Below are 24027 nucleotides of genomic sequence, written 5' to 3' on the forward strand. Positions count from 1 at the left end.
GCTTTTATAGAGACTTACCCCGATTATCTCGTACATCACAGACCCGGTGCCAGAGATCATGATCTTGGCGATAGATTTCCAGGGCTTGGATTGCTTCTTGGGCCGTTTTGTCACTGCCGTCTGCAACCAGATCTAGCAAAAACTGAAATGCCTCATCGGTTCTGAGCATGGCAATGGCGAGGAGTCCGGTGAGGCGTAATTCAGGATCTTGGACCCCTTGCCACCAGGTTTGGAGGGGTTCTAGTGCTGTTGGTTGTCTAGACTCGCCTAATACCAGAGCCACCAACTCCTGCACTTGCTGATTGGTATCACTCAGAAAGTTTGAGACGAAGGCCATGGACTGCTGTGGAGCCAACTTTAGTAAGGCTGCCAAGTACTCGGACAAGACTTGTGGTTCATCGCCTATCTTGGCCCGTAATCGCAGGAGTGGAATGCCTTGGGGGTCTTCGGTATAGGCGATGGCTCTCGCGGCTACCATCCGGGCTGAACCTTCTGGGTCGGCGAGTAAATCAGCCAGCTCTGTTATCACGTTAGGGTAATGCATCCGTACTAACCCTAGGGCACAGTTGCCGCGCAAGGTCGCTGCGGTATCGACAGACCCACCCCAGACTGGCTCCATTTGCACATGCCGAATCCCCTGAAGGAACAAAGCGTGATTATGGGATTCTAGGCGGTAGAGGGTGTCGGCGATAGCGGCTTTGGCTAAACAGTTGGGGTCGCGTTTTACGGGTTTTTGCATTAACCGGATGAAGATCTCTGCAAGTTCAGTATTGAGGTCAGTCAGTCCCCGTTGGCCCAGGATTTTGGCCGCTTGGGTAATGGTTGAAGCATGAGGGTCGCGCAGTACTTGACGCCACCGATCTACTGTCTCAGGGGTTAGTTCAGACTCCCGCAGTTCAGCTAGGAGAATTTGGTTTTCTTCCAATTGACGTGAGCGGGCCATTGTCTTAAATGCCTGAATCTTGCTTCATTCTGGTTTTGGTTCAGAAAGGAGGAGGCGTTTTCTCGGAAATTTTAAGGGTAATAGGTTTGATGCATGCGATCGCAATACAATACCAAGTTCTCTAATTGCGCAGCCTTATCTCTTAAAGGTGATGTCAGAGTTTTATCAAGGATATTGGCAAGACAGCTATAGGCAGAAGCATCCAGGGTTGTGGGCTGATCACCCATAAAGTAGGGTTTGTCTTGCAAGAAATCCGAAAGGGCTTGGATATCCAAGGCTGCAATCTGGTAAATTTCTGATTCGGCATGCCTACCCATGCCGTGCCCTTGCAAATTTTGGGTGACGGTATTGCGGGCAATCTTGGGCACTAAGAGGCGGAGTGGAAGAGGTAAATCGGAGAAATAGACGGCTTTAGTCTTCTGCCAATTCTCTTCGTCAATCCAGCGAGTATAGACCAATGCCCAATAGAGATTCTCTTCAATGAGTCGTCGCATGGCGAGAGCAATAGAAGCCTCAGCAGGACTCAAATGACTATCTAGTGGATCACCATAGGTGATTTTGAGATATTCGATGATTAGATTAGAGTCGGCAATAATCTGGCCCTTGTCTTCGATGTAAGGCAGCTTGCCTTTGGGTGCTTTACGCACATCAGCACTAGTATCGACCTGATAGTCCAGGTTAGCCATCCGAAAATAGATTTCTAGCTTCATGCAAAATGGGCTGGCATTGGGCAAACCCCAGGCGGGCTCAAACTGGTATAGCGTCAGCATGTGAGTTCCTTAAATATCGACAGCCCAATTAATGGAGTGGGCAGGAAAACAGGATATTAATTTTGCAAACGGAGGGAGGAGGGGATGATTCTAAACCCACTTAAGAGGAGTGAAAAGTGGGCGGGTACTTTGGTGAGGGATGGAAGGTGGTGAGTAGAGGGAATTGGTTATAAACCGATCCTGAATTGTATAGTACATAATTACTATCTATTAATCAAGAGATTTGTCTTTTGCAGTCACCTACGATTTTATGAATGCTTTGGCTTATGGTCATACCAGTCAGCACCTAAGAGTGTAGTTTTGATTATTTGCTAAGCCAATTCAGTATTGGGTTGCACGAATTTGAGAGTTACACTTCCAGGTACAACTTGGTATCAGTCTATGCTGCTCAAGCTTAAGCCGAGAGGATGGTCAGGCTATTTGGAGGTGGTATGCAACACCCCATTGAGATGCAGCAATAGATATATTGAGGTATTGCACTGAGCTTGGTCATTGCTATGTACTTATGGGCGGGCAAGAGATACGGCTCATGGGTGCACCCAGTGGATTCATGGATTATCTAGAGCTATAGATCTACAGATAAAGATCCGTGATTAGCTAGGCAGCTTGTGTACCCAAGGTTTTGCAATATTTGCCCATTAAGACAGTAATTTCATTGGGAGTCTGACTAAAGTACAGTAGCCCCTCATCGACCTGCTGAACTAAGTCATCAAATTGCTTGAAGAACCGTAGGTGTGTGCTGCGTTTTTTGAGTTTCTTCCACAAGAATTCAATTGGGTTGAAGTCAGGAGAATATGTGGGTAATTGGAAAGGAGTAAGGCGAGCGGATTGCTGGTCAAAGAACTGCTTAGTTGCTTTACTGGTGTGATATCTAGCCCCGTCCTGAATGAGAATAATATGCTTGTGAGTCTGCTGGAGTACTTGAGTTAGAAAAGCAGTATACCCTTCAGAATTGAAGCGTCCCGTCTGACCTTGATAGAAGAACTGACCAGAATGATAATCAATTAATCCAAACACCTTGTAAGCCTTCCGTTTACCACTGGTGGGCAATGTTGGCTGGTCTCCACGAAGACTCCAGGTGTAGCTTAACGACCCCCACTGCGCAAAACTGGCCTCATCCCCAAATAAAATTAGGGCATCTTTGGCTGCTGATAAACGCAAAATCTCAGGCCATTTGTGTGTCATCCATTCTTGTCGCTTGGCTTCATTGAGATGAGCTGCAACAAACCGTGCTCTTTGAAATGAAAAGCCTAAGTTCCTCAGTAGAGTACTCACATAATGGGGATGATAGGAAACATTGAAGCGTTTCGCAATCAGGTCTTGAACCATTAATGCACTCCAACAACCACACTCGTATCCAGCTTTGAGCGGACCTGCTTTAATCCATGACTTGAGCTGTTGTCGTTGCCGTGGAGTGAGTTTGCTGCGACGTCCTTGAGACGCTTTGTATCTAAAGCTAGCGATACCTCGTTTTAGAAATGCATGCAGATAATCCCTGATCGTTTGTTCGCCTAGTGCCAATGTTTCAGCTACCTGTGCCACTGAACCACCTTGACCAAGCTGCAATAAAGCACTAATACGTTTGACCAGACGTAAATTCTGACTCCCGTATGCCTGGCGCAGTTTAGCTTCAATCTTTTTGCGTGTTGATTGGGTAAAGCGCAGTTTGAATTGTGCGAGCATACTGGATGACCTCTGATAATCTTGAAATCCTTGCCAGAGCTAAGAGTATCAGGAGCTAGTTACTATATTTAATGAAGATGTAGTGTCGCTAAAACCACGGATGCTTTTCTGAAGATCTATAGATAGCTGAGCGGAGGACTAAATGTCAACGGCTAACTACATTTTTACTGAGACTCAATATGCTCAGGAACTAGAGCGGCTCCAAGCCATTGAAAAAATCTTTGATCCAACTAGCCGTCAACGACTGGAGTCGACAGGCATAACGACGAACTGGAGATGTTTGGAAGTTGGGGCAGGAGCGGGGTCAATCACGCAATGGATGGCGGGCGCAGTTGGAGAAAGTGGCCAGGTGGTTGCGGTTGATCTAGATACCCGATTTGTCGCTAATCTTGAATCCAGTAATGTTGAGGTCTTGGAAGGCGATATCCAGCATCTTCCCCTAGAAAAACATTCATTTGATTTGGTCCATGCCCGCTATGTTTTGGTCCATAATCTCGATGCTCATGCAGTGCTATCGAGGTTGTTGGATTTAGTAAAACCGGGTGGATGGATTGTTTTAGAGGAACCTGACTTTGCGGCTGCGAGGGCCATTGCAGGTGAAGCCTCTGCTTGTCAGTCTGTGAATAATGTGAACCAGGCGATTGAGAAGATGTTTACAGCGAGGGGGATGGATTATGGTCTTGGTGCGAAGTTACCTGCTCTATTACAGTCCTATGATTTACAGTCATTTGCTGTAGAGGTGGATACTCACCTCTCTCCGGGTGGTTCGGGCATCGCGACCATGATGGCAATGTCTACTATACAGTTGGCGGAGAAATATATTGCAACGGGTGCAGTGACTCAGGCAGACATCGATCATTATGGCCGATTTGCAGAAGATCCAAATGCTTGGGCGATTTACTATGCGACGGTAGGCGTTATTGCTCAGAAACTGCAGGCATAGTGAAAACGACTTGGATTGTACAATCCAACATTCCTAAATCTGATTCTGTATCGCTTTTGCAAGATGCTTGCGAACAATTGGAGCAGCCTTTCTATCCAGTGATGGTTCAACCAGGGCAGAAGCATCTACCAGAGCTGTCTGAGGTTGATCCACCCCTTGTCTTTCACGGTGTCACGACGCTGATTCTCCGAGCAAGGGAAGATGCTCAATGTCACAAAGGTGTCTTCTACGACCCTCAGAATTTTACTCATGCTGCCTACACAAAAGGCTTTGGTAATGCCTACCTCAATTACGATGCTCAGGTGCTTGACTGGTCATCATTGTTGAAAATGGCGACTGCTACGTCTGCTGCGTTCTTTATCAAACCTCCTGATGATCTCAAGGCATTTACTGGCTGCGTTGCTCGCTATGAAGACATTCGACACATGCATCAAAAACTTTTAGATGCACCTCACCACCAGTCAGAAAATGTTGTGGTTGGACAGTGGTATGAAGTGGACGCAGAATGGCGACTTTTTGTTGTAAATGGTGAGGTGGTTACAGGATCGATGTATCGCCCTACTGCAGAAGCCTTTCTACCTCAAGAGCTTGTAGATTTTGCAGCTCAGTGTATTGCACGCTGGACCCCGGCTGATGTCTTTGTCCTGGATATTGGGCGGGTTGATCGGCAGTGGCGCATTATTGAATGCAACTGTTTTAACTGGAGTCGATTTTACTTATCTGATGTCACAAGGCTTGTAGATAGAGTTTCAAGATTTCAAGAAGACAATTGGTAGGATTTCTCGCCTATTTGTAAGAGGTCCTGTGTTGATCGCCTTTTATGATTTACCTTTCAGTAAAAGGCTACTGAAGTAGAGAAGTAAGGCAAGACAGAGAAATCCAAGGCGAAGATCGATGGGATAAGGAATTTGATCTAAGGCGGCAGGGAATAAGGTTTTGCCTAGATAGGCAGCATAGAACATATAGCCTAAGGCCACATGGCCGCAACGCTCTTGCAGGAGAGCAAATATGGTTGCAAATGTAGGGCCATAGAGAACTGCAGCAACTGGAAACAGAAAGCCGAAACTAGAGAAAAATGTGAGTGAAATGGTTACTAAACCCGCCAAAAATAATATCTGTAACCGTTGCACTGGACGAGGACCAACCCAAACCCCTAATGTTAAGCGGCCTAGAGTTAAACCACCCCAGTAAGCAGAGAGCAAAGCACTTTGCCAGCCCTTACTCCACCCGATACTACTGAGGTAAGAGCCACTCCAAGTGCCAATCGAGCTTTCCAAGCCGACATAAAGCAAAATCACCAGCAGAAAAGGCCAAGCGATGCTCCACTGAACTCGATCTTGGCGAGGTTGAAAATTTTGAACGGAGGGTGCTTGCCATGCCAGAGCACTTGCCAGAATAGCACCTATGGCTACTAAGCCAAATGCCCAGCGCCAGGGCAATACTGCACTAATTAATGGGGCACTGAGGGCACCGACGCCAAAAGTAGCATTGGCCCAATTTAAGACGGTGATTTTACGGCGAGGGTGTAACTCTCCGACCAAGTTATTGCAGTGGAAGTTGAGAATGCCGTCCCCCCAACCTAGGAGAAGGGCAGCACCACCAATCCACCCAAATCCAGGGGCACAAGCTGCTGCGATAAAGGCGATCCCAATGGCAGCAAAGGCTAAAGTGAACACCGGATGGCGATATTTTTGCCGAGAGACCCAGATTAACCCCCCTAAGCTGCTGATCAAAAAGAGGGTGTAAAACAGACCGATATTGACGCCTGCGCCAAAGGTGTCGGTCCACTGCTGAAGAAAGGCACCGGGCATAGCGACCACAATGCCATGGAGATATAGGCCGATAAATCCAGCTGCTGTTAAGCGACCTCGGGGGTGGGTTGGGGGAGGGCTGGATTCGGTCAAGAGTGTTGAGATAGTAAGAGGTCAGACGTCAAATACTGGGTCACTAAGTCTGAGCCAAAGTGATGCTCCAAATCCTGGATGAGAGCATAGGGGATAGGAATGCCCTGTTGAGTGCGCGTTTGCTCTGTGACAACTTCCAACTCACCGGGGAAATAGATGGGCTGCTGCGGGTCGAGGCGTGGGGTTTGTTTTAGAGTTGCGATCGCATCCCCAACACGCTCCGCAAATTCCTCTGGGTCAGACCAGACGGACGGATCGATCACCCCGAAAAAATGTCCCATACCGTTCATTTGATCATGTCTGGACTTGGTTTTAAACAGAGCAGCCGCCGTCCCTAACAAAGGACCACAAAGCAAATCTGCAATCAGAGCCATGCCTGCTCCTTTGGGAGAAGTGGCTTGATTGACGGCCACAAATTGGGCTTCCGAGGTGGTCTCACCTGCTGCTGTTAACCCCCATTCTGACGGAATAGGAAGTCCCTGATAGCCGAAATGCTTGATTTTACCGCCACTAACCGTTCCCACTGCCATATCCAACACGATAGGCGTTTCACCGTTAGGGATACCCCAGGAAAAAGGATTATTGCCCAACCGCGCCTCTTTACCGCCATAGGGGGCTAAATCCACCACATTAGTGTCACTGGTGGCAAAGCCAATCATCCCGGCTGCTGCGGCCATGCGCGTATAGTAGCCAGCCATGCCGAAGTGATTGCTATTTGAGACTCCAACCACGGCCATGCCCATTTCACGAGCCTGTTTGATCGCCTGTCCCATGGCGACTTGGGCGGCATATTGGCCAGGAGCCCGATCGGCTTCAATACGAAGCATGGTAGGGCGATCCGTCTGGATTTGTAACTTGGGCTGAGGATTAATTCGACCACTACGAAGACTTTTGTCATACCCCATAATCTGCTGCACACCGTGGGAATCCATCCCCCATAGATTGGCTTGAACCAGATGGTCTGTGATAGCGGTGACAGTCTCTGGTTGTAGGGGATAGTTGGCTAAAACAGCGGTGAGAAAGGTGCGAAGTTGAGAGGCAGAAACCTGAATAGATGAAGGCATATAGGTTCGCTAAACAAAGGGTTGGTAGGTATCTTCGATCTGGGAGGTGAGGGTTTCTGGTGATTCAGGTTGTTTGACCCATCGCTGAGTGCGTACCCGCCAGTCTGGAGTTCCATCTACGGGGACAGTTAACGGTTGGATCACCTCAGAGTTTAGCGAGATAGTGAAAGAAATGGGTATCCAGTACCCGCCGTCTTGATAATGTACTAGCGACCTTGGCCTAGATTCCTCACTTCTGGCAAATGCGCATCAGCCCCAAGCTGCCGCCGATGCGAACTTACAGTCCTTGCAATTTACAGCCTTGAAGCTGATGAATCTTTTGCAGCTTCTGGACTATGCAGTCATTGACTTTCGCATAGATCAACAGGGGTAAGACTATTTAGTGGATGTGAAGGCTGATGCGACGGTCGTGCATCAAACAATTGTGGGGTAGGTGAGTATGTCATCCCAATGCCAAGCTCGCGAGGCTAGATCAGCACGTTGTGCCGCCGTTGTTTTAAGCCGACTGTGTGTCCAAATCCAATTGAAATAGCTGACCACTAATCGAGCAGTGACTTTGGTTTGCGCCCACACTTTGCCAAATTTGTTCTGGCGTCGATGCCATCGACCACTGTGCTGTCGAATAATGCCATTGGTGCGTTCGAGTCGTTGAGTTCTGTCCTTGCCAATGTAATGGTCAATCTTCCAAGGCAACACTCTTTCGTAACCACCCCAATCGTCGCTATTCCAGTCCTTGCAATCGGTCTTACCTTCAGTGCTAATCACCAGTTCATTCAATAATGAATCGGTGTGCTTGCCCACACGACACGAGAGGATCACGCCGCTTGTGTTTGCCAAGGTAATCGCCATCCAACAATCACCCATCTCTAGCTCATGGGGAAGACAGTGTTTTTGCTTTTTTTCACAAAGGACCACATTTCATCTGCACTGACATCCTCCGTTTCAACGGCTTGCACTTGGCCATTATGGAGTTGCTGAGATCGTTGGCTAGCAGCTCTTACTAGAGAGACTACAGTGTTGTAAGCTAGGCCACTGGTCCGAGTGATACCTCGAAGACTACTCCCTTCTGCATGGGCTTGGAGGACTTGTCGGACCTGCTCTGGACTCACCTGACGACGATAGTAAAGGGTATCAAAGCGTTCGGTAAAGGTCTGCTGGCACTCAGGACAACGGTATCGTTGAAGCATGTTGGGCATCTTGCCATGCTTGTATGCTTTGGAATGACCGCATAGTGGGCATTGCATGGGTAGGTTAGAAGCTGAGCTGAGCCTCTAGTATACTCAACCCACAATTACTTGAGGCACGACCGATGCGACGATACATTTTTTGCGATCGCTAGCTCAAATCGCCCAATCACAAAATCTGACCTATGCACACTTCATTAAGCTAATTCTGACCACGACTTGTCACCGCTGGAGTCTAGGGCTCAGTGCTCATAAACCTTAGGTGATGATTCAATGATTACTAATCTGACCCGAGCTGGCCAAATATTCTGTCAAACTTATGCTTGAAAAAATAGCGATCTCCTATGAAATATTAGAGCAACTCCAACGTATTAATTATTGATAATTATGCATAAAACCCATGAATATAAATGATGAGTAATATGTAGAACTACTGCCTCCTATCATGGTTAAGCAAACTGTTTCCGGCAAAATTTCTCGACAATTTGATCAATCACCCTTTAGAGATACATTAATTGAAATTTGGGACCGAGATTTTGGGCTAGATGACCTAGTCGGTTCAGGGAGAACCAATGATAATGGTGAGTTCAACATTGAATATGATACGGATGATGCTGGTGACACCCCGGATCTAACCGTTAAGGTTATCCGCTTGGACTATCAAAGTCAGCCTCATGTGATTTACGAGGAAGATGGCCCCAGGAATGTAGAAGGAGACTATGATTTTGGGCCAATTTCGATTGCTGATTGGGGATATGATCCTGATTATGCAGTGCCACTAATACGCTCCCAAGGAGCAGGTATTTTTGCCTCTCCCCAGAACTTTGTCGCACCACAGACTCGTAAAATACTGCTCAAAGCAGTCCCATGGAGCCTGAAAAGGCAGAATGCCGGACAACAACCATCATCCGAAGCAGCACAAACCGTTTTTCCAGAGAATCTTACTATCAAGAATGATGCATCTAGAGGAGATCAGTTCTTTGTTAAGGCAACTTTAAATGGTTTTGCGCCAGCGCTAATGACCCAAGATGGCAATGGGCAGTTTCATGTTCGCTATAACTTAGATCAATATAGATGGGATGAAACTCACCAAGCACCTAGTGTGCATTTAACAATGGTGAAGGATGCCAATAGTAATCTTATTCCCAAAAAAATTGAATGGAAACTCAGAAAAATTGCGTCTTTCCCTCCTGAATTTGTGGATGATGGTTCGGCTGAACCTGGAGAAGGGGCAAAATGGGAACAAGCTAAGCTGTATTTCCGGATTGCTGAATTTATTGATGGACAGGTTAAGGGGCATTTAGGCAGAGGACATTTAAATGTGGGGCAGTATGCTATCTCCCTCTATCGGAATATTCAAAAAAGTCCAATCCTGAAACTACTCCATCCTCATTTAAAGGGTGTTTCCGCAATTAACACATTTGGGAAAGATATTATCTTTGGGGAGCAAGGAGTATTAGCCCTTTCCCCCCTTAACTCAGCATCTTTAATTGATGTAATGAGAGATGATCTAGGTCAATGTAATTGGAAGAGCTGGTCACCCAGAAATGAGGTGAATACTACAGGACAACACTCTTATGCAAAGATTCAGAATCTGTATTGGAATATTCTCAATGAATACGTCGATAAGTTCTTTTCACTGTATGAAGACAAAATAAAATTAGATTGGAAAGAAATTTACTATTTCTCAAAAGATCTAGTCAATCACAGTGTTCCATTTGTTCCTCCATCCATAGCAGATGGAGAACAGTATGTTGATAATAATGAAATTAGTGTTGATAGGCCTGCGAATCAAAAAGCGATTAGTCCTATCACAGAAACGATGACTCATCCTGGTGACCAGGATATCCAGAATCTCAAACAAGCCTGTGCTTACGCGATTTATCATGCAACGATTTGGCATGATTGGCGAAATGATAATCAAGCTAATTATGGAGGAGAAATTGATTATGCTCGCTTAGCGCTTGATTACTCTGTTGAAGATGCTGCTTTTCAGCTGTTTATCGTCAATATTCTAGTAGATGTCAAGCATGGATATTTAACGAAGAATGAAGAAAACGATATTCCTAGAGAATTTATTGCAATTCTGAAGAGAGAGCGTGAAAACTTTGAAGAACTTGGTTATGATTTGCGAGATTTACGATCGCGAATCAATATCTAAATCATAGGAATATCTTGAGCCTAACTCTCCAATCCATAGCCTTTCTATCGCAGACTGGAAGAGAGTTAGGCTTGAGCAGTATAGCCTTAGAGTTGGTAAATTCTTCCAAACCTAAGATATCAAAGTGGTTGAATCTAGTCGAATCAGCAATGTCACCCCTTCCGTACCCTAGAAAAGGCTTCCTGACAGTTATCCAACCATAATATCAAGCAAAACCATCAGTCATTTCGGAATAATTTGGGTGTTTGTACGTCACTACCATGTGTCTTTATAAAATAAAATGACAGGCGTTACTTATATTCAAGCACTCAGTATTTAGATAGAATTATTCCATCAAATAAAAGCATTAAAAACCACTAATAAAAATCTGATATCATTAAATATTTTTCTTGCAAAAGTATTTTAAGCGAAATACTTTGCTAATTATACTCTTCAATAATTCATTAGATCTATGAGTGATAGTGACCAGACTCACTGTAGATATTCTCGCTTATTCTTATGATAAAAACAATATTTCCTGCAAGAGCTGATGGCATAATTTCCAGCTTTTGGTAGATAAATTGATTGCTCCTGAATCTTGAATGCTGTTATTAAATTCTGCTTGAAAGATGTATACCAATTCTGTGCCTATTGACGAGCCTGCTCAGTTATCTGAGTTCAATATGTTACTGAACCAGTATCGTGTCAGCTTGCAAATCTTTGATCGCCCAAAGGCAAAATTTAAGCCCGAAGAAATTCTCAATCTTTTGACCTGTCGTGATCAGATCCAGGTCCATATGACAGAGCGATCCTTGCTGAGTTCGCAGCAGCTATTGCGGCTAGCTGATTTAGATTGCTATCTCAAAAAATATGAGGTCTTGATTGCCACTCACCTTGACTTAGAAGCTTGGCAGCAGTTGGTTCATCCGCCCCGAACCTCTTGGTGGTGGTTTCTCAGGGCTCCAGAACCCAGGCATTGGTGGAACGAATATGATTGGCTGTTCAATGCTGGAACACTAGTTGTGTTGACTATCTCAGCCAGTTTAATTACCGATACTGCTACCCGTCTATTCTCGGGTGGCATCGACTTAGGCTCAACGTTAGTGATCTCGGGGCAAAGCCTATTGGCCTTGCTTGCGGGGGGAGGAGCTTTAACTCAAGCGGGGCGACAAGCCTATGAGCGTCTTCTCAGTCGGCTACGGATCAATAAGCACTATTGGCAGGAGGCGAGTTTTACCTTCGCCCTGCTCCTGGTTTTAAGTTTGGCAGGCATCCATTCTGCATTGCCTAGATTTGCGGAAATGGCCAACCAGAATGGTGAAGCTCACTATCAGAATGGCAAGTTAGACAGTGCTCGTAAAGACTTTAGTCGGGCGATTGCGCTGAAGCAAGACTTTCCCAAGGCTCATTTCAATTTGGCCTTGGTCCATGAAGATTTGCAGCAGCTTGAAGACGCGAAAGCACAGTACCAACTCGTGGTGACCCAGAAAGACCTTGTAAATTGTAATGCTGCCAATGCTGACCATTGCGATGATCTGATGATTTGGCTCCAGGCTCATAACAATCTGGCTGAGCTGGATATTGTCGATGAAGAGTATGGTAAAGCGGCTCCGCTATTGCAGGCAGGGTTACGGAAGCTAGAACAACAGGGAAATACAAAGACTCCTGTAGGCAAACAACTGAAATACAACCTCCTCAAGAACTTAGGGTGGGCACGGTTAAATCAAACGTTTTTCTCGGAAGCTGAGAATTATCTCAAACAGGCTACCCGTATGGAACCTCAAGCACCTGATTCATTCTGTATGCTGGCTAAATTATCTGAAGCGAAGAATGAGAAGCAGAAAGCACTACCCGATTGGAAAAAGTGTCTGATTAAAGCCCAAAAAAATCCAATTGTCTTGGAGACACAACCAGAAGTGAATCAATGGGTCGCTGAAGCGCAAGAACGGCTCTCAGCAGCTAGAGATGCAAAGCAGGAGAACGCCAAAGCCTAACGATGCCATCTGTTACTCAAGACACAAACTGATTAACGCAGAACAGGAGACAGCCGTTGCAAGTGGCAGGTTGAGGAATAGTATCTGCTGCAGACACAATGCGATCGCTCTATTGTTTATCTCCCTGTCCTTGATTGAAATGTCCACTTTGGTAGGGATAAGGTCGTTAGTAAAATTTAAACTTCCGTTGCGATCAATTTCAATAAGACTGTTTCTGTCTCTTGGAATAGATCAGGTTGTTTCATAACCAGTACCAAAAGTGTTGTTCCTTGCAATGCGCCAATAATGTGGCGGGCCATGGCAGCAGAACTATGGTTCTGTCCTAAGGCAATGGTTGTCCAATCCATCAAGAACGTTACAAAATGATTGACGGCTTCAGCGACTGGAGACGGCAGATCTAACGTCTCAGAGCCTAATGCACAACATAGACAGGGGACTCCATCCTCGATCAAGGCATCCTGATAGATCAGACAAAGCCGATGAATGCGGTCTTGCACGTCTTCCTGCGGATCGTCAGGGGCACCGAGGGCTGTAAGGATGCGTTCGGCATAGCGTTCTACGACTACTTTGCCCAAATTGGACTTTTTAGGGAAGTGATAATGAACACTCGATCCCTTGATGCCCACATCGGCTGCAAGATCCCGATAGCTAACGGCATCAAAGCCACCTCGACGCATTCGGATTTCAGCGGCATCAAGAATTTCGAGAGCTTTTTCAGAATAATGGGGGCGAGTCATAGATTCATTATCTAACGTCCAACCAGGGTTGACAAACCAGGCGAGTATTAGATACGGTTTGACTAACGAGCGTTAGATGGATTAGCCGAGTATTTAGGATTGACGGCGTATTCACTACTTTAGACAAGATTCCTTAAAAATTAGCAAATACAAGGTTGTCTCCAATCCCTATCGTGTCTCGAATAGATATGACGGTGATGGTAGGTCTGGCATTTGCAGAATTTGCTAGGATTCTTCTTTCTAATCGATTGAATATGCTGAGGTCTTTGGTGGGCTTGAGTTTACGGGCTTTAGTGATAAAGGCCTGTGAGCAGCTCAGATCACGGGGGAAAGAAATTCAGCTATGGCGGAACAATTACCATCTTTTGCTTGGCAGCAAGCCATTCTAGATAGTGCTGACTTCACTATTATTTCCACGGATCTGGATGGGATTATTCAGACCATTAATGGTGAGGCCCTTCGCAAACTCGGCTATGAGCCTGAAGAAGTGATTGGCAAGGTTACTCCTGCAATTATCCATGATCCTTATGAAGTAGAACAAAGAGCCCAACAGCTCTCTATAGAATTGGGGTGCCCTATTGAACCAGGCTGTGAAGTCTTTGTCGCTAAGGCTCGCTTGGGCATCGCGGATGAGAATATTTGGACCTATATCTGCAAGGATAAACGTCGTTTTTTGGTGCGTCTATCTGTTACGGCCTTGCATGATGACGCCGGAAATTTGATCGGTTTTTTGGGAATTGGTAAAAATATCTCCAGCCAACCAGAGATTGAAGAATCTTTGTTTGTCAGTGAAGCCCGATTCTCCGCAGCATTCAATTTTGCGGCCATCGGCATGGCGTTAGTCTCCCCTGATGGACAGTGCATTAGGGTCAATGACTCTCTATCAAAGCTGTTGGGTTATGCTCCCATTGAGTTACTTTCCCTGACCTTATCAACGATCGTTCATCCTGACGATCGAGAGATAGAGAGCCGTTATCGGCAAGGGCTGATCGCGAGAGAGATAGACAACTATCCTCTAGAACTGCGTTGTATCCATAAACAAGGGAGTTATGTTTGGGTATCCCTCACGGTTTCTCGATTAGATGGACCGCAAGATCATTGCACATGCTGCATTGCCCAAATACAAGATATTTCTGAACGCAAACACGCAGTCGCTGATTTACAGCAACTCAATACTAATCTTGAGCGGCTTGTGCTGGAGCGTACGAGTCAATTACAACAAGCGATAGAAACGGCAGAAATTGCTAATCGAGCTAGGAGTCAGTTTCTAGCCAATATGAGTCATGAGTTTCGCACCCCTCTCAACGGGATTATGGGGTTTAGCCAACTCTTGCTGCAAGATAGTCGGATTGCCCCCGATCAGCAATCGAGCCTTAATGTGATTCATCGGAGTGGGGAACACCTGCTCTCTTTAGTCAATGAAGTGATCACCTTGTCCAAAATTGAGGCAGGCATCCTCACCTATGAGATTAAAGATGTGAATCTCCCCCATCTCTGTGAGGGACTACAAGACTTATTTGCCATTCAGGCGACCTCTAAGGATCTTCTGTTTCACATTCACCTGGATTCAGATATTCCCCAATTTGTGAAAACCGATGCCAAAAAACTTCGGCAAATTTTGATCAATCTGATTGGAAATGGTCTCAAGTTTACGGAGCAGGGCAGTGTTGAATGTTTGGTGCACTGGCGACCGTCTACCCCGGAAGCGGTGACCCATGATTTATGTTTCACTATCCAAGATACGGGTCCAGGCATTTCCCCACAGTTGCTGCCTAAACTATTTGATCCTTTTATCCAAGACTCTTTAACCCGTGAGGAGTTTGGCGGTTTGGGGTTAGGGTTATCCATTTGCCAAAGATTTATCAAATTGATGCAGGGAGAAATCACAATAGACAGTGTCGAAGGCCAAGGCACCTGTGTCAGTTTTTATATTCAAGTTGAACCCGGCGAGACTCAACAAGCGCCCCAACAATCGCAAACTACGGTTGTGGGTTTAGTAGAACATCAAACCCCTTATCGGATCCTCGTCGTGGAAGATCATCCTGATAATCGCCAAATCCTCGTCATGATTTTAGAAGCTGTTGGGTTTGAGGTTGCTGAAGCCGAGAATGGTCAGCAAGCTTTAGATCTGAACCAGACGTGGCAGCCTCATTTGATCTGGATGGATCTACAATTGCCCCTCTTAAATGGTCTAGAGGCGACTCAACTCATTAAGGCTAATAATCCCAATCCACCGGTCATTATTGCTTTAACCGCTCAAGCCCTGGAATCAGATGAGGTAAAGGCCCTGAAAGCAGGATGTGATGACTATGTCCGTAAACCCTATCAAGCAGCCCAAATTTTTGAAAAAATGGCTCAGCATTTGGACATTACTTACTACTATAAAACGCAAAATCACTCTGTTCATTCCCTAGCCCCTGTTCCTCTTACCGCCAAGACCTTAGCTCTGATGTCACCAGCGTGGGTTCAGCAGCTCCATGATGCTGCGATTCGGTTGGATGAAGATAGCCTGGGTCGTTTGCTGCAAGACATTCCCCAACCTCAACAAACGTTGATATCTTCACTGGAGTATTTAATCACCACTTATCAATATGACACCATCATGGAAAAGTCCCAGGCTGCGTTGAGATCCATAACGAACTAGAATCACGGCAAGTTAAAGGGAGGGGTAAGTACTATCAAACTGATGGACCATGCATAGCGATCTTGAGGAACAGCCATAACCGATGCGCCATCTCTGATGGGTTTGCTCACCCCTCGATCAGCCTTAGGAGTCACAGGTCGGAGACAGCTAAAAGATATGCAGATGGTATCAAGATTAAATGGATAGATTTATGAGACAAACTGATTGTCCATGGATGCCATGCAAAAGAGGAGACAGCCGTTGCGGGTAGAAGGCTGATGGATAGTATCGGCGGCAGAAATAATCCGATCACCCCGTTGATACACTTGTTCATCCACCACTAGATCACCAGCCAAAACTAAGATTTCTTCTCCGGCTGCGTGATGATGTTTAGGAAATAGTCCCTCTTGGTCAGACTTCACAAAGAAAGCTAGTTCACGATGGAGGGTGTTGGCTTGGTACACCGCATGCTTAAACTTACCCGGACCCTTTAGATCCTGCCATTCCACTTGGGTGGATAACTCAATGAGTTCATCAATCGGTGTAGACATGAGCTGGTAAAGCTCAGATGCTTTGAGCGTTGTGGCGTCAATGCGCTGGAACAGCCGATCTTTGAGATTGGGTGACATGGGTATGGCTGGAACGCTGTATGGGATCGCAGATACCGCATCTTCAAACCCGGCAATTTCAGGTGCGAGTTCCTCGGCTGAATATTTTGCCACTGGCTGCTGTTCCGCATCATCCAGGGCACCCATTGCCGACAAGGCCGCCCAGTTAGAAAGCTCTTCAGAATTGGATTGTGGGGCTGGGTGATTCATAGCTACATCTTAGCCTGTGGTTGATGGAGATGCTTAATAGAGAGGGGCGAAGCGGATTCGCTGAGATGAGTTGATAAAGAGCCTATACCAGTATTACGTTGTCAATCAGACTTTGGATCTATCTATCGGTATATTTCTGGCATTTTTGCTCCTTATCGTTGATCGAGAATGCCACGTAATTTACTTAAGCCCAACCGAATTCGGGTTTTGACGGTGCCTAAGGATAGGCCCGTTTGTTTGACAATTTCTGATTGGGATAACCCTTGAAAATAGGCCAGCTCAATGACTTGCTGTTGTTCGGGGGGGATTTGGGCCATAGCGACTTGGACGAGATCGCGCCGCTCTTGAATCAGGACATGTTCTTCAGGCAAGGCCATTTTGGTGTCAGACTCGATGGGGGCGTTTACCGTGGACGCTTCCACGACCTTGGCCTGTCGCTGTCGTTTGCGAAGGCGATCTAAAGTGCGACTGCGGGCCTGCATAAATAGCCAGCTATCCACTCGACTACGGCTGCGATCATATTTAGAGGCGGTGCGCCAGACTTGATCAAAGACATCCAAGACAACTTCTTCGGCTTCTTCGACGGACCCTAGCATTTTGTATGCGATCGCATACACAATACCCGCATATCGGTCATACAAGGTCGAGAGTGCCCCTTGATTATGTTCAGCCACTTGGTGGATTAAAACCAAGTCCTCACTGGTGTTTTGGACGGTCATCCTCGATTTAAACTCACTTGATTCCAACAAATTTTTCGAGAAACAGATCCAATCACCAACCCCTAGCGTATACCCCTACAGATTGCTGAATAAAAGGATGTTGATGACGAAGTCTGCCCGAGGGTGGACAAGCTTCTGTTGCCTATTATCAGTCAATTTGCAGCCTTTTCTGGTTGCTGTCAACGCATCTATGTACTCGCAGGAGATAGACATGCTATTGAACCCTCGTCAAAATCAGGCAAAAACCCGCCGTTTCTCGGCTAAATCCTTGTTAAAGCTCAGTGGCGTTGTTTTAGGGATGGGCCTGACCTTGGGCAGTTTTGCGCCCGTTACCTTGGCTTCGGATCATGATGATGGTGAAACTAACACTAAAAGCCGCAATCTGAATCTGACTGACTTGTATGTGTTCCGGGAAGGCGATCAAAATCCCAACGCCTCCACCGATGATTTGGTTTTGATTATGAATACCAACCCCCGCTCAGTGGCGCGGCAGCAATACTATTTCAATAACAAGGCCCGCTACGAATTCCATATTGCTCGTACAACCGATAACGACGCTACCCCCACGGGCAAGCCGGATGTGACTCTGCGGTTTGAATTTAGTAAACCCAAGCCCAATCAAACTCAGACCATCAAAATCACCACGATTCGAGATGGCAGTTCCCATGTAGGCAAGGCGGTGACCACCCCCCTAAATAGCAAACCCCACACGGCCCAAGTCCCCATGGGTGATCAAAACTTCTCCGTTTTTGCGGGACTACGAGAAGATCCTTTCTTCTTTGATGTGGAGCAGTTTTTCCGGGTCCGGGCTGGCGCATTAGGCAAAGGTCCTACGGTGGGCTTCCGGGACCCTGACAAGGCTGTGGACTTTACCACCGGGTATAACGTAAATGCGATCGCAGTTCGTATCCCCATCAAATTCCTTCAAAACAAGTCTGCCAACACCACCTTTGACGTTTGGCAAACCATCTCTGTTCGAGGCAAAGGCGGCAAATATCGGCAGGTGGAACGCTTGGCTCGTCCAGCAGTAAACGAAGGGCTGATTGTTTCCAATGCTTTCCTCAATGCTCTCAATAGTGTCGGTCCTGACTTTGAGGCGGCTGCCCTAGCCGGACAAAAGCCTGCTGCGAAAGTTGCAGGTCCTATCGTCAGTGAAGCCGCTCAAACTCTAAAAGCCATTGGCAACGATGACCAGCGTACTACCACCTTGCTCCAAGCCTTCTTGCCCGACGTGATGCGGATTGATACCACGGATGCCAGTGGTTATGGCAATGCTCTGAATAGTAAAGGCAGTCCTATTCGTGGTCGCTTACTCAAAGACGACGTGATAGATATCACCCTGAGTGTTTTGACCAACGGGGCCATCACCACGGATAACGTTTCCTACGACGGCACCCCTGGCAATCCCTCCCAAGGCCACAGTCCCCTCCAAACCCAGTTTCCTTACCTAGCTCTTCCCAACTAAGTCTTCCTAGAGCCGCTTGCTTTCATCCTTTGCGGATCTCTCGGCCCTCGCTCGCAAGGGATGAAAGTTTTACTTGTCCACCATGAGGTTTTGCAATGATTTTGAATATCTGGAAATGGTCCCGTACCTCCTTTCTCTCAGGAGTTACGTTGACCCTAGTTCTGGGGATGAGCGTTGATCAGCCCGCCCAAGCAGGTGAATCCCATACCCATACCGCCGAGCATTCGGTAACGGATGCCCTTCGTCGCGAGATTGCCTTTTACCAAAATCGGATTCAAGCCAATCCCAAAGATGGATTGGACCGTGCCGCTCTTGCTACCCTTTACCTGCAGCTAGCGACCTCCACTGGTAACACCCACTGGTATCACGAAGCAGAAGAAACAGCGCTTCAGTCTTTGGCTAACTTACCCTTCAATAACCTCGAAGCCCAGCTTGCTCTCGCAAAAGTGGCCCAAGCTGAGCATCAGTTTGCGGAAGCTCTACAGTTCGCCGAGGCAGTCCTGCAGGAAAATCCCAATCATCAGCAAGCCCTCTCAATTATCGTTACCAGCAAGTTGGCCCAAGGACAGCTTCCTCAAGCGCGACAAGTCGCCGATCAACTGGTGGAGCAAGCCCCGACTTTGGTCAGCTATACCCTCCGGGCTTTGGTGCTAGTCGCTCAAGGTCAAGATCAAGCAGCTCTCCAAGATTTTCAACAGGCCTTGGCGTTGGAACAACCTGATCAACCGTCTCAAGCCGCCTGGACCCGCACATTACTAGGTCGCTATCATGCCCATCGAGGTCAACTGCCAGTGGCGAAACAGTACTATCAAGAGGCCTTACATCTGCAACCCCATTCTTCCTTTGCCCAGGTCAAACTAGCAGAACTAGAAACCCGCCAAGGCAATTATGGTGCTGCAAAAACCCTCTACAAGCACTTACTCCAGCATCCAGAAGCTTCTCATGGACAAGACCATGTGGCTCTGCAGGGACTCGCCCAACTGCGAGTTTTAGAAGGGAAATTAGCTGAAGCCAATCAACTCTGGGCCGAAGCAGAACATGAGTTTCGCGATCATCAGGATCTGGATCATTTTGGTCATCGTCGGGATTTGGCGAAGCTACTGTTGGCGAGAGGTCGTCAAGCCGATTTGCAGGAAGCACTGACCCTGATGCAGACGGAAGTCAACATTCGCCGCGATTCTGAGACCTTGAAAACTTTGGCCTGGGCGTTGTCGCGGTTGGAACGGTATGGTGAGGCCCGGAGCGTATTGCAAGATGCGATCGCATTAGGCACACAAGATGCCAGCCTGTTCTATCGAGCCAGTTTAGTAGAAGCTGTCCTAGGCAATAAGGCTCAAGCTGATGTCTATGCTCAAAAAGCGTTAGCGATAGACCCCAATTTTAATACCCGAGCGAGAGCTTTATTGGCTTTGGGCGGGTAGTTTTTAGAAGCCGAAGGGTTGGAGTCTGTAATGGGGCATGGCACAAAACTATAGACCACCATTGACAGTATATTCTCGATATGAGAATATGGTGCTATTGGTCTAGTTTGATGTTATCTCTGTGCATGTTATTAGTCGCAAAATTCTTCGAGACTTTTGTCAAAAGCATGCTGATTCTTGTGAAGCGCTATTTGCTTGGTACAGGGTTGCAACCAAGGCCCACTGGCAAAGCCTACCTCAAATCCAAGCTAGTTACCCCAAAGCAGAAGCAGTCGGTAATTTCACCGTTTTCAATATTAAGGGCAATACTTATCGTTTAATTGTGGATATCAACTACGTTAAGCAGCGAATCTACATCAAATATATTCTGACTCACGCTGATTACGATAAAGACCTCTGGAAAAATGACCTTTACTTTTAATGCGGATACCTATAGTCAGTTGTTGGCGGAGTATCGTCCCAAGGTCATTGCTTCTGAGCAGGAAAACGAAGCTGCGATCTCACTTGCACAAGAGTTAGAACATCTCCCAAATCAAACCCCGGAGCAGGAAGCGCTTCTTGATCTACTGGTGATGCTGATTGAAAAGTATGAAGATACTGCTTATCCGATTCCTGTCAGTACCCCCCGTGAAGTATTGCTGCACTTAATGGAGGCTAAGGGATGTATTCAAGAAGATTTGGTGGGTGTTATTGGATCGCGAGGGGTTGTTTCTGAAGTGGTGAATGGTAAGCGAGGTATTAGTATCGCTCAAGCTAAATCTTTGGCTGATTACTTTGGCGTTGATGCAGGACTTTTTATCTAAGCGATCGCACTCGGCACTCAAGATGCCAGTCTGTTTTATCGAGCCAGTTTAGTAGAAGCGGCCCTAGGCAATCAGCCTCAAGCCGATGTCTATACTCAAAAGGCATTAGCGATAGACCCCAATTTCGATACCCGAGCAAGATCCTTATTGGCTTTGGGAGGATAAGGTGATTTCTAGATCTAGATGAATGGCGATCAAGGTCTGGGAAAGTATGACAATGGAGACAGTGAAAATCTGCTTCAGAAAATAGTCACAACCTATCGACAACAACTACTTTTTATCCAAACGACCTATACGGTTAAATGGGAAAAATCTTTTAGTCGCTTGGCCAATAATTTCACTTCGTTTAACCAGCCCCCAGCATCGACTATCGAGACTCAGGTCTCGGTGGTCTCCTAATACCAAATAGTGATCGGGAGGAATCGTTTGCGGTTGGGATAAATAGATGGGAATAGGTGGATCAATGGGCCTGCTTTCTACGTCCATCGTTACATAATTGGAACGACAAGTTTCGGGGCTTGGACTCTCTGTCGTTCCCGACATTGTGTAAGGCTCTTGCAAGGGTTGATTATTAAGCCAGACAACATTCTGTTTAATCTCAACTACATCACCTGAGATGCCAATAATCCGCTTTACAAAAGCATTCTCAAAGCCACCTTGTTTTAATGCCTGAGTGGGTTTAAACAGAATAATATCTCTTCGTTTTGGAGTTTGAAAGAGATAACTCACTTTATCTACAACGATACGATCATTAATCTTTAGAGTTGGCTCCATTCCGCCAGATGAAATATACCGAGCTTCGACAATCAATGAACGAATAGCGAGGGCGAATATGACAGATAGGGCGATCGGGGCAATAATCAGCAGTAGAAATAATTTTAATATGATATTTTTGCTGCTTTTACGTTGATCTGAGGCAGCTTGATAAGCATGGTTAGCGACAAAGGGTAACACAAACCACAGCCCCAAGAAGACGAACCCCGGAGCATAAATCCAAGTTAGGATTTCAGCCACAATTAGAATCGAGCCCAGAATCCATTTCCCCATGTAAAGATGGCCAGCGCCTAATACAAAACGGCTTAGGAACACGGCAAGCCAAGGATCTTTGAGCGTTTTTCGATGATTTTCAAATGCTGAATCGTTGTTACGAATCGCAGCTCGATAGGCACTGATCCAACTTCCAAACCCCAATAATAGGAATAGGGCTATTGCACCAAAACCGATCAGCCCAGTCTCTTGGGCCGTAATGACTGAGAAAAGGGACAGCACAAATAGGGCTAAGTACGTAACAATGATGCCCCACCCTTGTAAGGGTTTGCCAGCATAAAGATGTCCTAATCCCGGTAAAATCATCGACCAATTGACTGCGAGCCAAGGCTCTTTGGAGGATGGCTTACCGCTAGTCTCTGGTTCTTTATCAAGCATGTTCTCCTCCAAATACTGGCTAACTTAGGTCAAAGTATAAGATTCATGGGCATGCTTTCGAATGAAGAAATTGTGCAGTTAGATAAGGGGTATCCGTTATTGAACACCATCTAGGAAGTGAGTCTGCTGGAGCAGATGTTTCTGAGTGGGATGTGAAGTTTGCAGGCAGATTATCAGATTCAATATGCCATTGTTATTCGTAAACGCAAAAATGGGCATCAGTCTGAGGGCAATAGCTGACCATCTTCCATCTGGAGAATACGATCGGCCATATCGAGAATACGGTTGTCGTGAGTCACCAACATGACCGTACACCCTTCTTCTTGAGCCAGTTTTCGCATAATTTCCACTGCATCCCGACCTGTTTTGCTATCGAGGGCAGCGGTGGGTTCATCGGCGAGGACCAGTTTGGGGTAGCTGACGAGGGCGCGAGCAATGGCGACTCTTTGTTTCTGGCCCCCGGATAGATTGGCCGGATAGTAATTGATATGTTCTCCTAAGCCGACGGATTCCAGGATTGCGATGGTTTCCAACCGGCCTGTGGCCATCGCACGCTCCTGACGTTCCTCCACCGACAGATGAGTATGCAGCTTCAGAGACATACGCACATTCTCTTGAGCCGTCAGACAGTCCAGCAAATTATGGGATTGGAAGATAAAGCCAATCTGCTGACGGAGCTTGACCAGCTTTTTCTTGGGGCACCCAGGAGTTCTTGGCCCAGGAATTTGAGGCTGCCTTCCTGTTGCGATTCGGTGCATCGGAGCGGCCGTCGACAAGGGAGGCGAAGTTAGTAGTCGTTCGTTGTCACTTGGTGGACTTATTCGTCAGGCTTTGTGAAAGCTGCACTTGTTACTATAGGCATAGTGATTGAGTGGCTACAGCCATGATTTTTGATATCAAAATTGAGCAAGAAGAAGATGGGCGTTGGATTGCAGAGATTCCAAGCCTACCTGGAGTAATGCTCTATGGCCAAACCCCAGAGGAAGCAAAAGCTAAAGTAAAGGCTTTGGCACTCAGGGTGCTCGCTGAACGTATTGAAAGTGGTGAAACTGAGCCTGAATTGGTCAGTGTTACGTTTAACGCTGCATGAGTCAGTGGGGAAGCACTAAATCCAAAAGAGTCTTGGCAGCACTACTCAAAATTGGCTAGACCGTTAAACGTCAAACTGGTTCTCACCGTATTCTTTCCCGTGAAGGCTGGCCAGACTTTGTATTCGCTTTCCATGATGGAGAAGAAATTGGTCCTCGCATGCTGGCACGGATTTCTAAGAAAACTGGACTTGAGCCTCGTGATATTGAAATTGATAGACATGACGCATCATCTAGCCATAGATGTTTGAGCTATCCTGTCAGTGTTTGCTGCTATAAATCTGAACATCGGCGACTCAGTTT

21 protein-coding genes and 2 pseudogenes are annotated in these 24027 nt (G+C 46.5%); 11 read left to right on the forward strand and 12 right to left on the reverse strand.

What is annotated here, in order from left to right:
- Positions 1–4 precede the first annotated feature (4 nt).
- From I1H34_RS24335 to I1H34_RS24345, 3 genes are all read right to left on the reverse strand, one after another.
- Entirely contained in the window at positions 5–943 is a 939-nt protein-coding gene (locus I1H34_RS24335) for a HEAT repeat domain-containing protein (RefSeq protein WP_212663454.1), read from the reverse strand.
- 71 nt (positions 944–1014) lie between these two features.
- Positions 1015–1713 (reverse strand): glutathione S-transferase family protein, encoded by a 699-nt coding sequence (locus I1H34_RS24340; protein WP_212663455.1) that lies wholly within the window; start codon positions 1711–1713, stop codon positions 1015–1017.
- Positions 1714–2310: 597 nt separating this feature from the next.
- The gene (locus I1H34_RS24345; RefSeq protein WP_212662243.1) at positions 2311–3396 is read right to left on the reverse strand and encodes an IS630 family transposase; all 1086 of its coding nucleotides are present in this window, start codon (positions 3394–3396) and stop codon (positions 2311–2313) included.
- 142 nt (positions 3397–3538) lie between these two features.
- On the opposite strand from I1H34_RS24345, the gene I1H34_RS24350 reads away from it, so the two are divergent.
- Entirely contained in the window at positions 3539–4339 is an 801-nt protein-coding gene (locus I1H34_RS24350; protein WP_212663456.1) for a class I SAM-dependent methyltransferase, read from the forward strand.
- Complete coding sequence (locus I1H34_RS24355; RefSeq protein ID WP_235110430.1) at positions 4339–5115, forward strand: ATP-grasp domain-containing protein; 777 nt, start codon at positions 4339–4341, stop codon at positions 5113–5115. Before I1H34_RS24350 ends, I1H34_RS24355 begins: the two co-directional genes overlap by 1 nt.
- Positions 5116–5157: 42 nt before the next feature.
- Here I1H34_RS24355 and I1H34_RS24360 read toward each other — a convergent pair whose 3' ends face one another.
- The 4 genes from I1H34_RS24360 to I1H34_RS24375 all read right to left on the reverse strand — a co-directional run bounded on the left by I1H34_RS24360 (position 5158) and on the right by I1H34_RS24375 (position 8551).
- A complete protein-coding gene (locus I1H34_RS24360) occupies positions 5158–6243 on the reverse strand; it encodes an MFS transporter (RefSeq protein WP_249369580.1) in 1086 nt (361 codons plus the stop codon).
- Positions 6240–7307 carry an Ldh family oxidoreductase gene (locus I1H34_RS24365; protein ID WP_212663457.1) on the reverse strand — a complete coding sequence of 356 codons (1068 nt, stop codon included), beginning with the start codon at positions 7305–7307 and terminating at the stop codon, positions 6240–6242. The genes I1H34_RS24360 and I1H34_RS24365 overlap by 4 nt, the downstream gene beginning before the upstream one ends.
- Before the next feature lie 9 nt (positions 7308–7316).
- Positions 7317–7451 carry a hypothetical protein gene (locus I1H34_RS32810; protein WP_283250043.1) on the reverse strand — a complete coding sequence of 45 codons (135 nt, stop codon included), beginning with the start codon at positions 7449–7451 and terminating at the stop codon, positions 7317–7319.
- A gap of 270 nt (positions 7452–7721) precedes the next feature.
- A protein-coding gene (locus tag I1H34_RS24375; RefSeq protein WP_212663458.1) for an IS1 family transposase occupies positions 7722–8551 on the reverse strand; the annotation gives its coding sequence in 2 pieces (ribosomal slippage) (positions 7722–8207 and positions 8210–8551; 828 coding nt in all).
- 385 nt (positions 8552–8936) lie between these two features.
- Between I1H34_RS24375 and I1H34_RS24380 the strand changes: the two genes are divergently transcribed.
- The gene (locus I1H34_RS24380; protein WP_212663459.1) at positions 8937–10652 is read left to right on the forward strand and encodes a transthyretin-like family protein; all 1716 of its coding nucleotides are present in this window, start codon (positions 8937–8939) and stop codon (positions 10650–10652) included.
- 608 nt (positions 10653–11260) lie between these two features.
- Entirely contained in the window at positions 11261–12625 is a 1365-nt protein-coding gene (locus tag I1H34_RS24385; protein WP_212663460.1) for a tetratricopeptide repeat protein, read from the forward strand.
- Between the two features lie 176 nt (positions 12626–12801).
- Here I1H34_RS24385 and I1H34_RS24390 read toward each other — a convergent pair whose 3' ends face one another.
- Positions 12802–13362, reverse strand: a complete 561-nt coding sequence (locus I1H34_RS24390) for a TetR/AcrR family transcriptional regulator (protein ID WP_212663461.1) — start codon at positions 13360–13362, stop codon at positions 12802–12804.
- A 343-nt stretch (positions 13363–13705) separates the two neighbouring features.
- Here I1H34_RS24390 and I1H34_RS24395 point away from each other — a divergent pair, with 343 nt between their 5' ends.
- On the forward strand, positions 13706–16006 hold the full coding sequence (locus I1H34_RS24395) for a PAS domain-containing hybrid sensor histidine kinase/response regulator (protein ID WP_212663462.1): 2301 nt from the start codon (positions 13706–13708) through the stop codon (positions 16004–16006).
- Between the two features lie 188 nt (positions 16007–16194).
- Here the strand turns inward: I1H34_RS24395 and I1H34_RS24400 are convergent, their stop codons facing one another.
- Both I1H34_RS24400 and I1H34_RS24405 read right to left on the reverse strand, forming a co-directional pair.
- Positions 16195–16803: a cupin domain-containing protein gene (locus I1H34_RS24400; RefSeq protein ID WP_212663463.1), complete on the reverse strand. Its 609-nt coding sequence runs from the start codon at positions 16801–16803 to the stop codon at positions 16195–16197.
- A gap of 152 nt (positions 16804–16955) precedes the next feature.
- Entirely contained in the window at positions 16956–17522 is a 567-nt protein-coding gene (locus I1H34_RS24405) for a sigma-70 family RNA polymerase sigma factor (RefSeq protein ID WP_212663464.1), read from the reverse strand.
- 211 nt (positions 17523–17733) lie between these two features.
- Here I1H34_RS24405 and I1H34_RS24410 point away from each other — a divergent pair, with 211 nt between their 5' ends.
- The 4 genes from I1H34_RS24410 (at position 17734) to I1H34_RS24425 (ending at position 21211) form a co-directional block, all read left to right on the forward strand.
- A complete protein-coding gene (locus I1H34_RS24410; protein ID WP_212663465.1) occupies positions 17734–18987 on the forward strand; it encodes a DUF4331 domain-containing protein in 1254 nt (417 codons plus the stop codon).
- A gap of 95 nt (positions 18988–19082) precedes the next feature.
- On the forward strand, positions 19083–20408 hold the full coding sequence (locus tag I1H34_RS24415; RefSeq protein WP_212663466.1) for a tetratricopeptide repeat protein: 1326 nt from the start codon (positions 19083–19085) through the stop codon (positions 20406–20408).
- A gap of 121 nt (positions 20409–20529) precedes the next feature.
- Positions 20530–20829, forward strand: a complete 300-nt coding sequence (locus I1H34_RS24420; protein WP_212663467.1) for a type II toxin-antitoxin system HigB family toxin — start codon at positions 20530–20532, stop codon at positions 20827–20829.
- Positions 20813–21211, forward strand: coding sequence for a helix-turn-helix domain-containing protein (locus I1H34_RS24425; RefSeq protein ID WP_212663468.1), 399 nt, complete (start codon positions 20813–20815; stop codon positions 21209–21211). Before I1H34_RS24420 ends, I1H34_RS24425 begins: the two co-directional genes overlap by 17 nt.
- 270 nt (positions 21212–21481) lie before the next feature.
- On the opposite strand, the gene lepB is transcribed toward I1H34_RS24425, so the two are convergent.
- Complete coding sequence (gene lepB / locus I1H34_RS24430) at positions 21482–22636, reverse strand: signal peptidase I (RefSeq protein ID WP_249369582.1); 1155 nt, start codon at positions 22634–22636, stop codon at positions 21482–21484.
- A gap of 218 nt (positions 22637–22854) precedes the next feature.
- A pseudogene (locus tag I1H34_RS24435) lies at positions 22855–23384 on the reverse strand (ATP-binding cassette domain-containing protein); the annotation flags it as partial.
- Between the two features lie 135 nt (positions 23385–23519).
- On the opposite strand from I1H34_RS24435, the gene I1H34_RS24440 reads away from it, so the two are divergent.
- Positions 23520–23726 carry a type II toxin-antitoxin system HicB family antitoxin gene (locus I1H34_RS24440; RefSeq protein ID WP_212663469.1) on the forward strand — a complete coding sequence of 69 codons (207 nt, stop codon included), beginning with the start codon at positions 23520–23522 and terminating at the stop codon, positions 23724–23726.
- Positions 23723–23932 (forward strand): annotated as a pseudogene (locus I1H34_RS32975) (type II toxin-antitoxin system HicA family toxin); the annotation flags it as partial. The gene I1H34_RS24440 and the pseudogene I1H34_RS32975, both read left to right, overlap by 4 nt.
- Between the last annotated feature and the right edge of the window lie 95 nt (positions 23933–24027).

This window comes from Acaryochloris marina S15, from assembly GCF_018336915.1.
GTDB classification, from domain to species: Bacteria; Cyanobacteriota; Cyanobacteriia; order Thermosynechococcales; family Thermosynechococcaceae; genus Acaryochloris; species Acaryochloris marina_A.

Bases quoted from the DNA above. Each gene is read 5' to 3' on its own strand.
- I1H34_RS24390 (WP_212663461.1), bottom strand. From the start codon at position 13,362: ATGACTCGCCCCCATTATTCTGAAAAAGCTCTCGAAATTCTTGATGCC.
- I1H34_RS24380 (WP_212663459.1), top strand. From the start codon at position 8,937: ATGGTTAAGCAAACTGTTTCCGGCAAAATTTCTCGACAATTTGATCAA.
- I1H34_RS24410 (WP_212663465.1), top strand. From the start codon at position 17,734: ATGCTATTGAACCCTCGTCAAAATCAGGCAAAAACCCGCCGTTTCTCG.
- I1H34_RS24400 (WP_212663463.1), bottom strand. From the start codon at position 16,803: ATGAATCACCCAGCCCCACAATCCAATTCTGAAGAGCTTTCTAACTGG.
- I1H34_RS24415 (WP_212663466.1), top strand. From the start codon at position 19,083: ATGATTTTGAATATCTGGAAATGGTCCCGTACCTCCTTTCTCTCAGGA.
- I1H34_RS24350 (WP_212663456.1), top strand. From the start codon at position 3,539: ATGTCAACGGCTAACTACATTTTTACTGAGACTCAATATGCTCAGGAA.
- I1H34_RS24385 (WP_212663460.1), top strand. From the start codon at position 11,261: ATGTATACCAATTCTGTGCCTATTGACGAGCCTGCTCAGTTATCTGAG.
- lepB (WP_249369582.1), bottom strand. From the start codon at position 22,636: ATGCTTGATAAAGAACCAGAGACTAGCGGTAAGCCATCCTCCAAAGAG.
- I1H34_RS24365 (WP_212663457.1), bottom strand. From the start codon at position 7,307: ATGCCTTCATCTATTCAGGTTTCTGCCTCTCAACTTCGCACCTTTCTC.
- I1H34_RS24425 (WP_212663468.1), top strand. From the start codon at position 20,813: ATGACCTTTACTTTTAATGCGGATACCTATAGTCAGTTGTTGGCGGAG.
- I1H34_RS24405 (WP_212663464.1), bottom strand. From the start codon at position 17,522: ATGACCGTCCAAAACACCAGTGAGGACTTGGTTTTAATCCACCAAGTG.
- I1H34_RS24395 (WP_212663462.1), top strand. From the start codon at position 13,706: ATGGCGGAACAATTACCATCTTTTGCTTGGCAGCAAGCCATTCTAGAT.
- I1H34_RS24335 (WP_212663454.1), bottom strand. From the start codon at position 943: ATGGCCCGCTCACGTCAATTGGAAGAAAACCAAATTCTCCTAGCTGAA.
- I1H34_RS24340 (WP_212663455.1), bottom strand. From the start codon at position 1,713: ATGCTGACGCTATACCAGTTTGAGCCCGCCTGGGGTTTGCCCAATGCC.
- I1H34_RS24345 (WP_212662243.1), bottom strand. From the start codon at position 3,396: ATGCTCGCACAATTCAAACTGCGCTTTACCCAATCAACACGCAAAAAG.
- I1H34_RS24440 (WP_212663469.1), top strand. From the start codon at position 23,520: ATGATTTTTGATATCAAAATTGAGCAAGAAGAAGATGGGCGTTGGATT.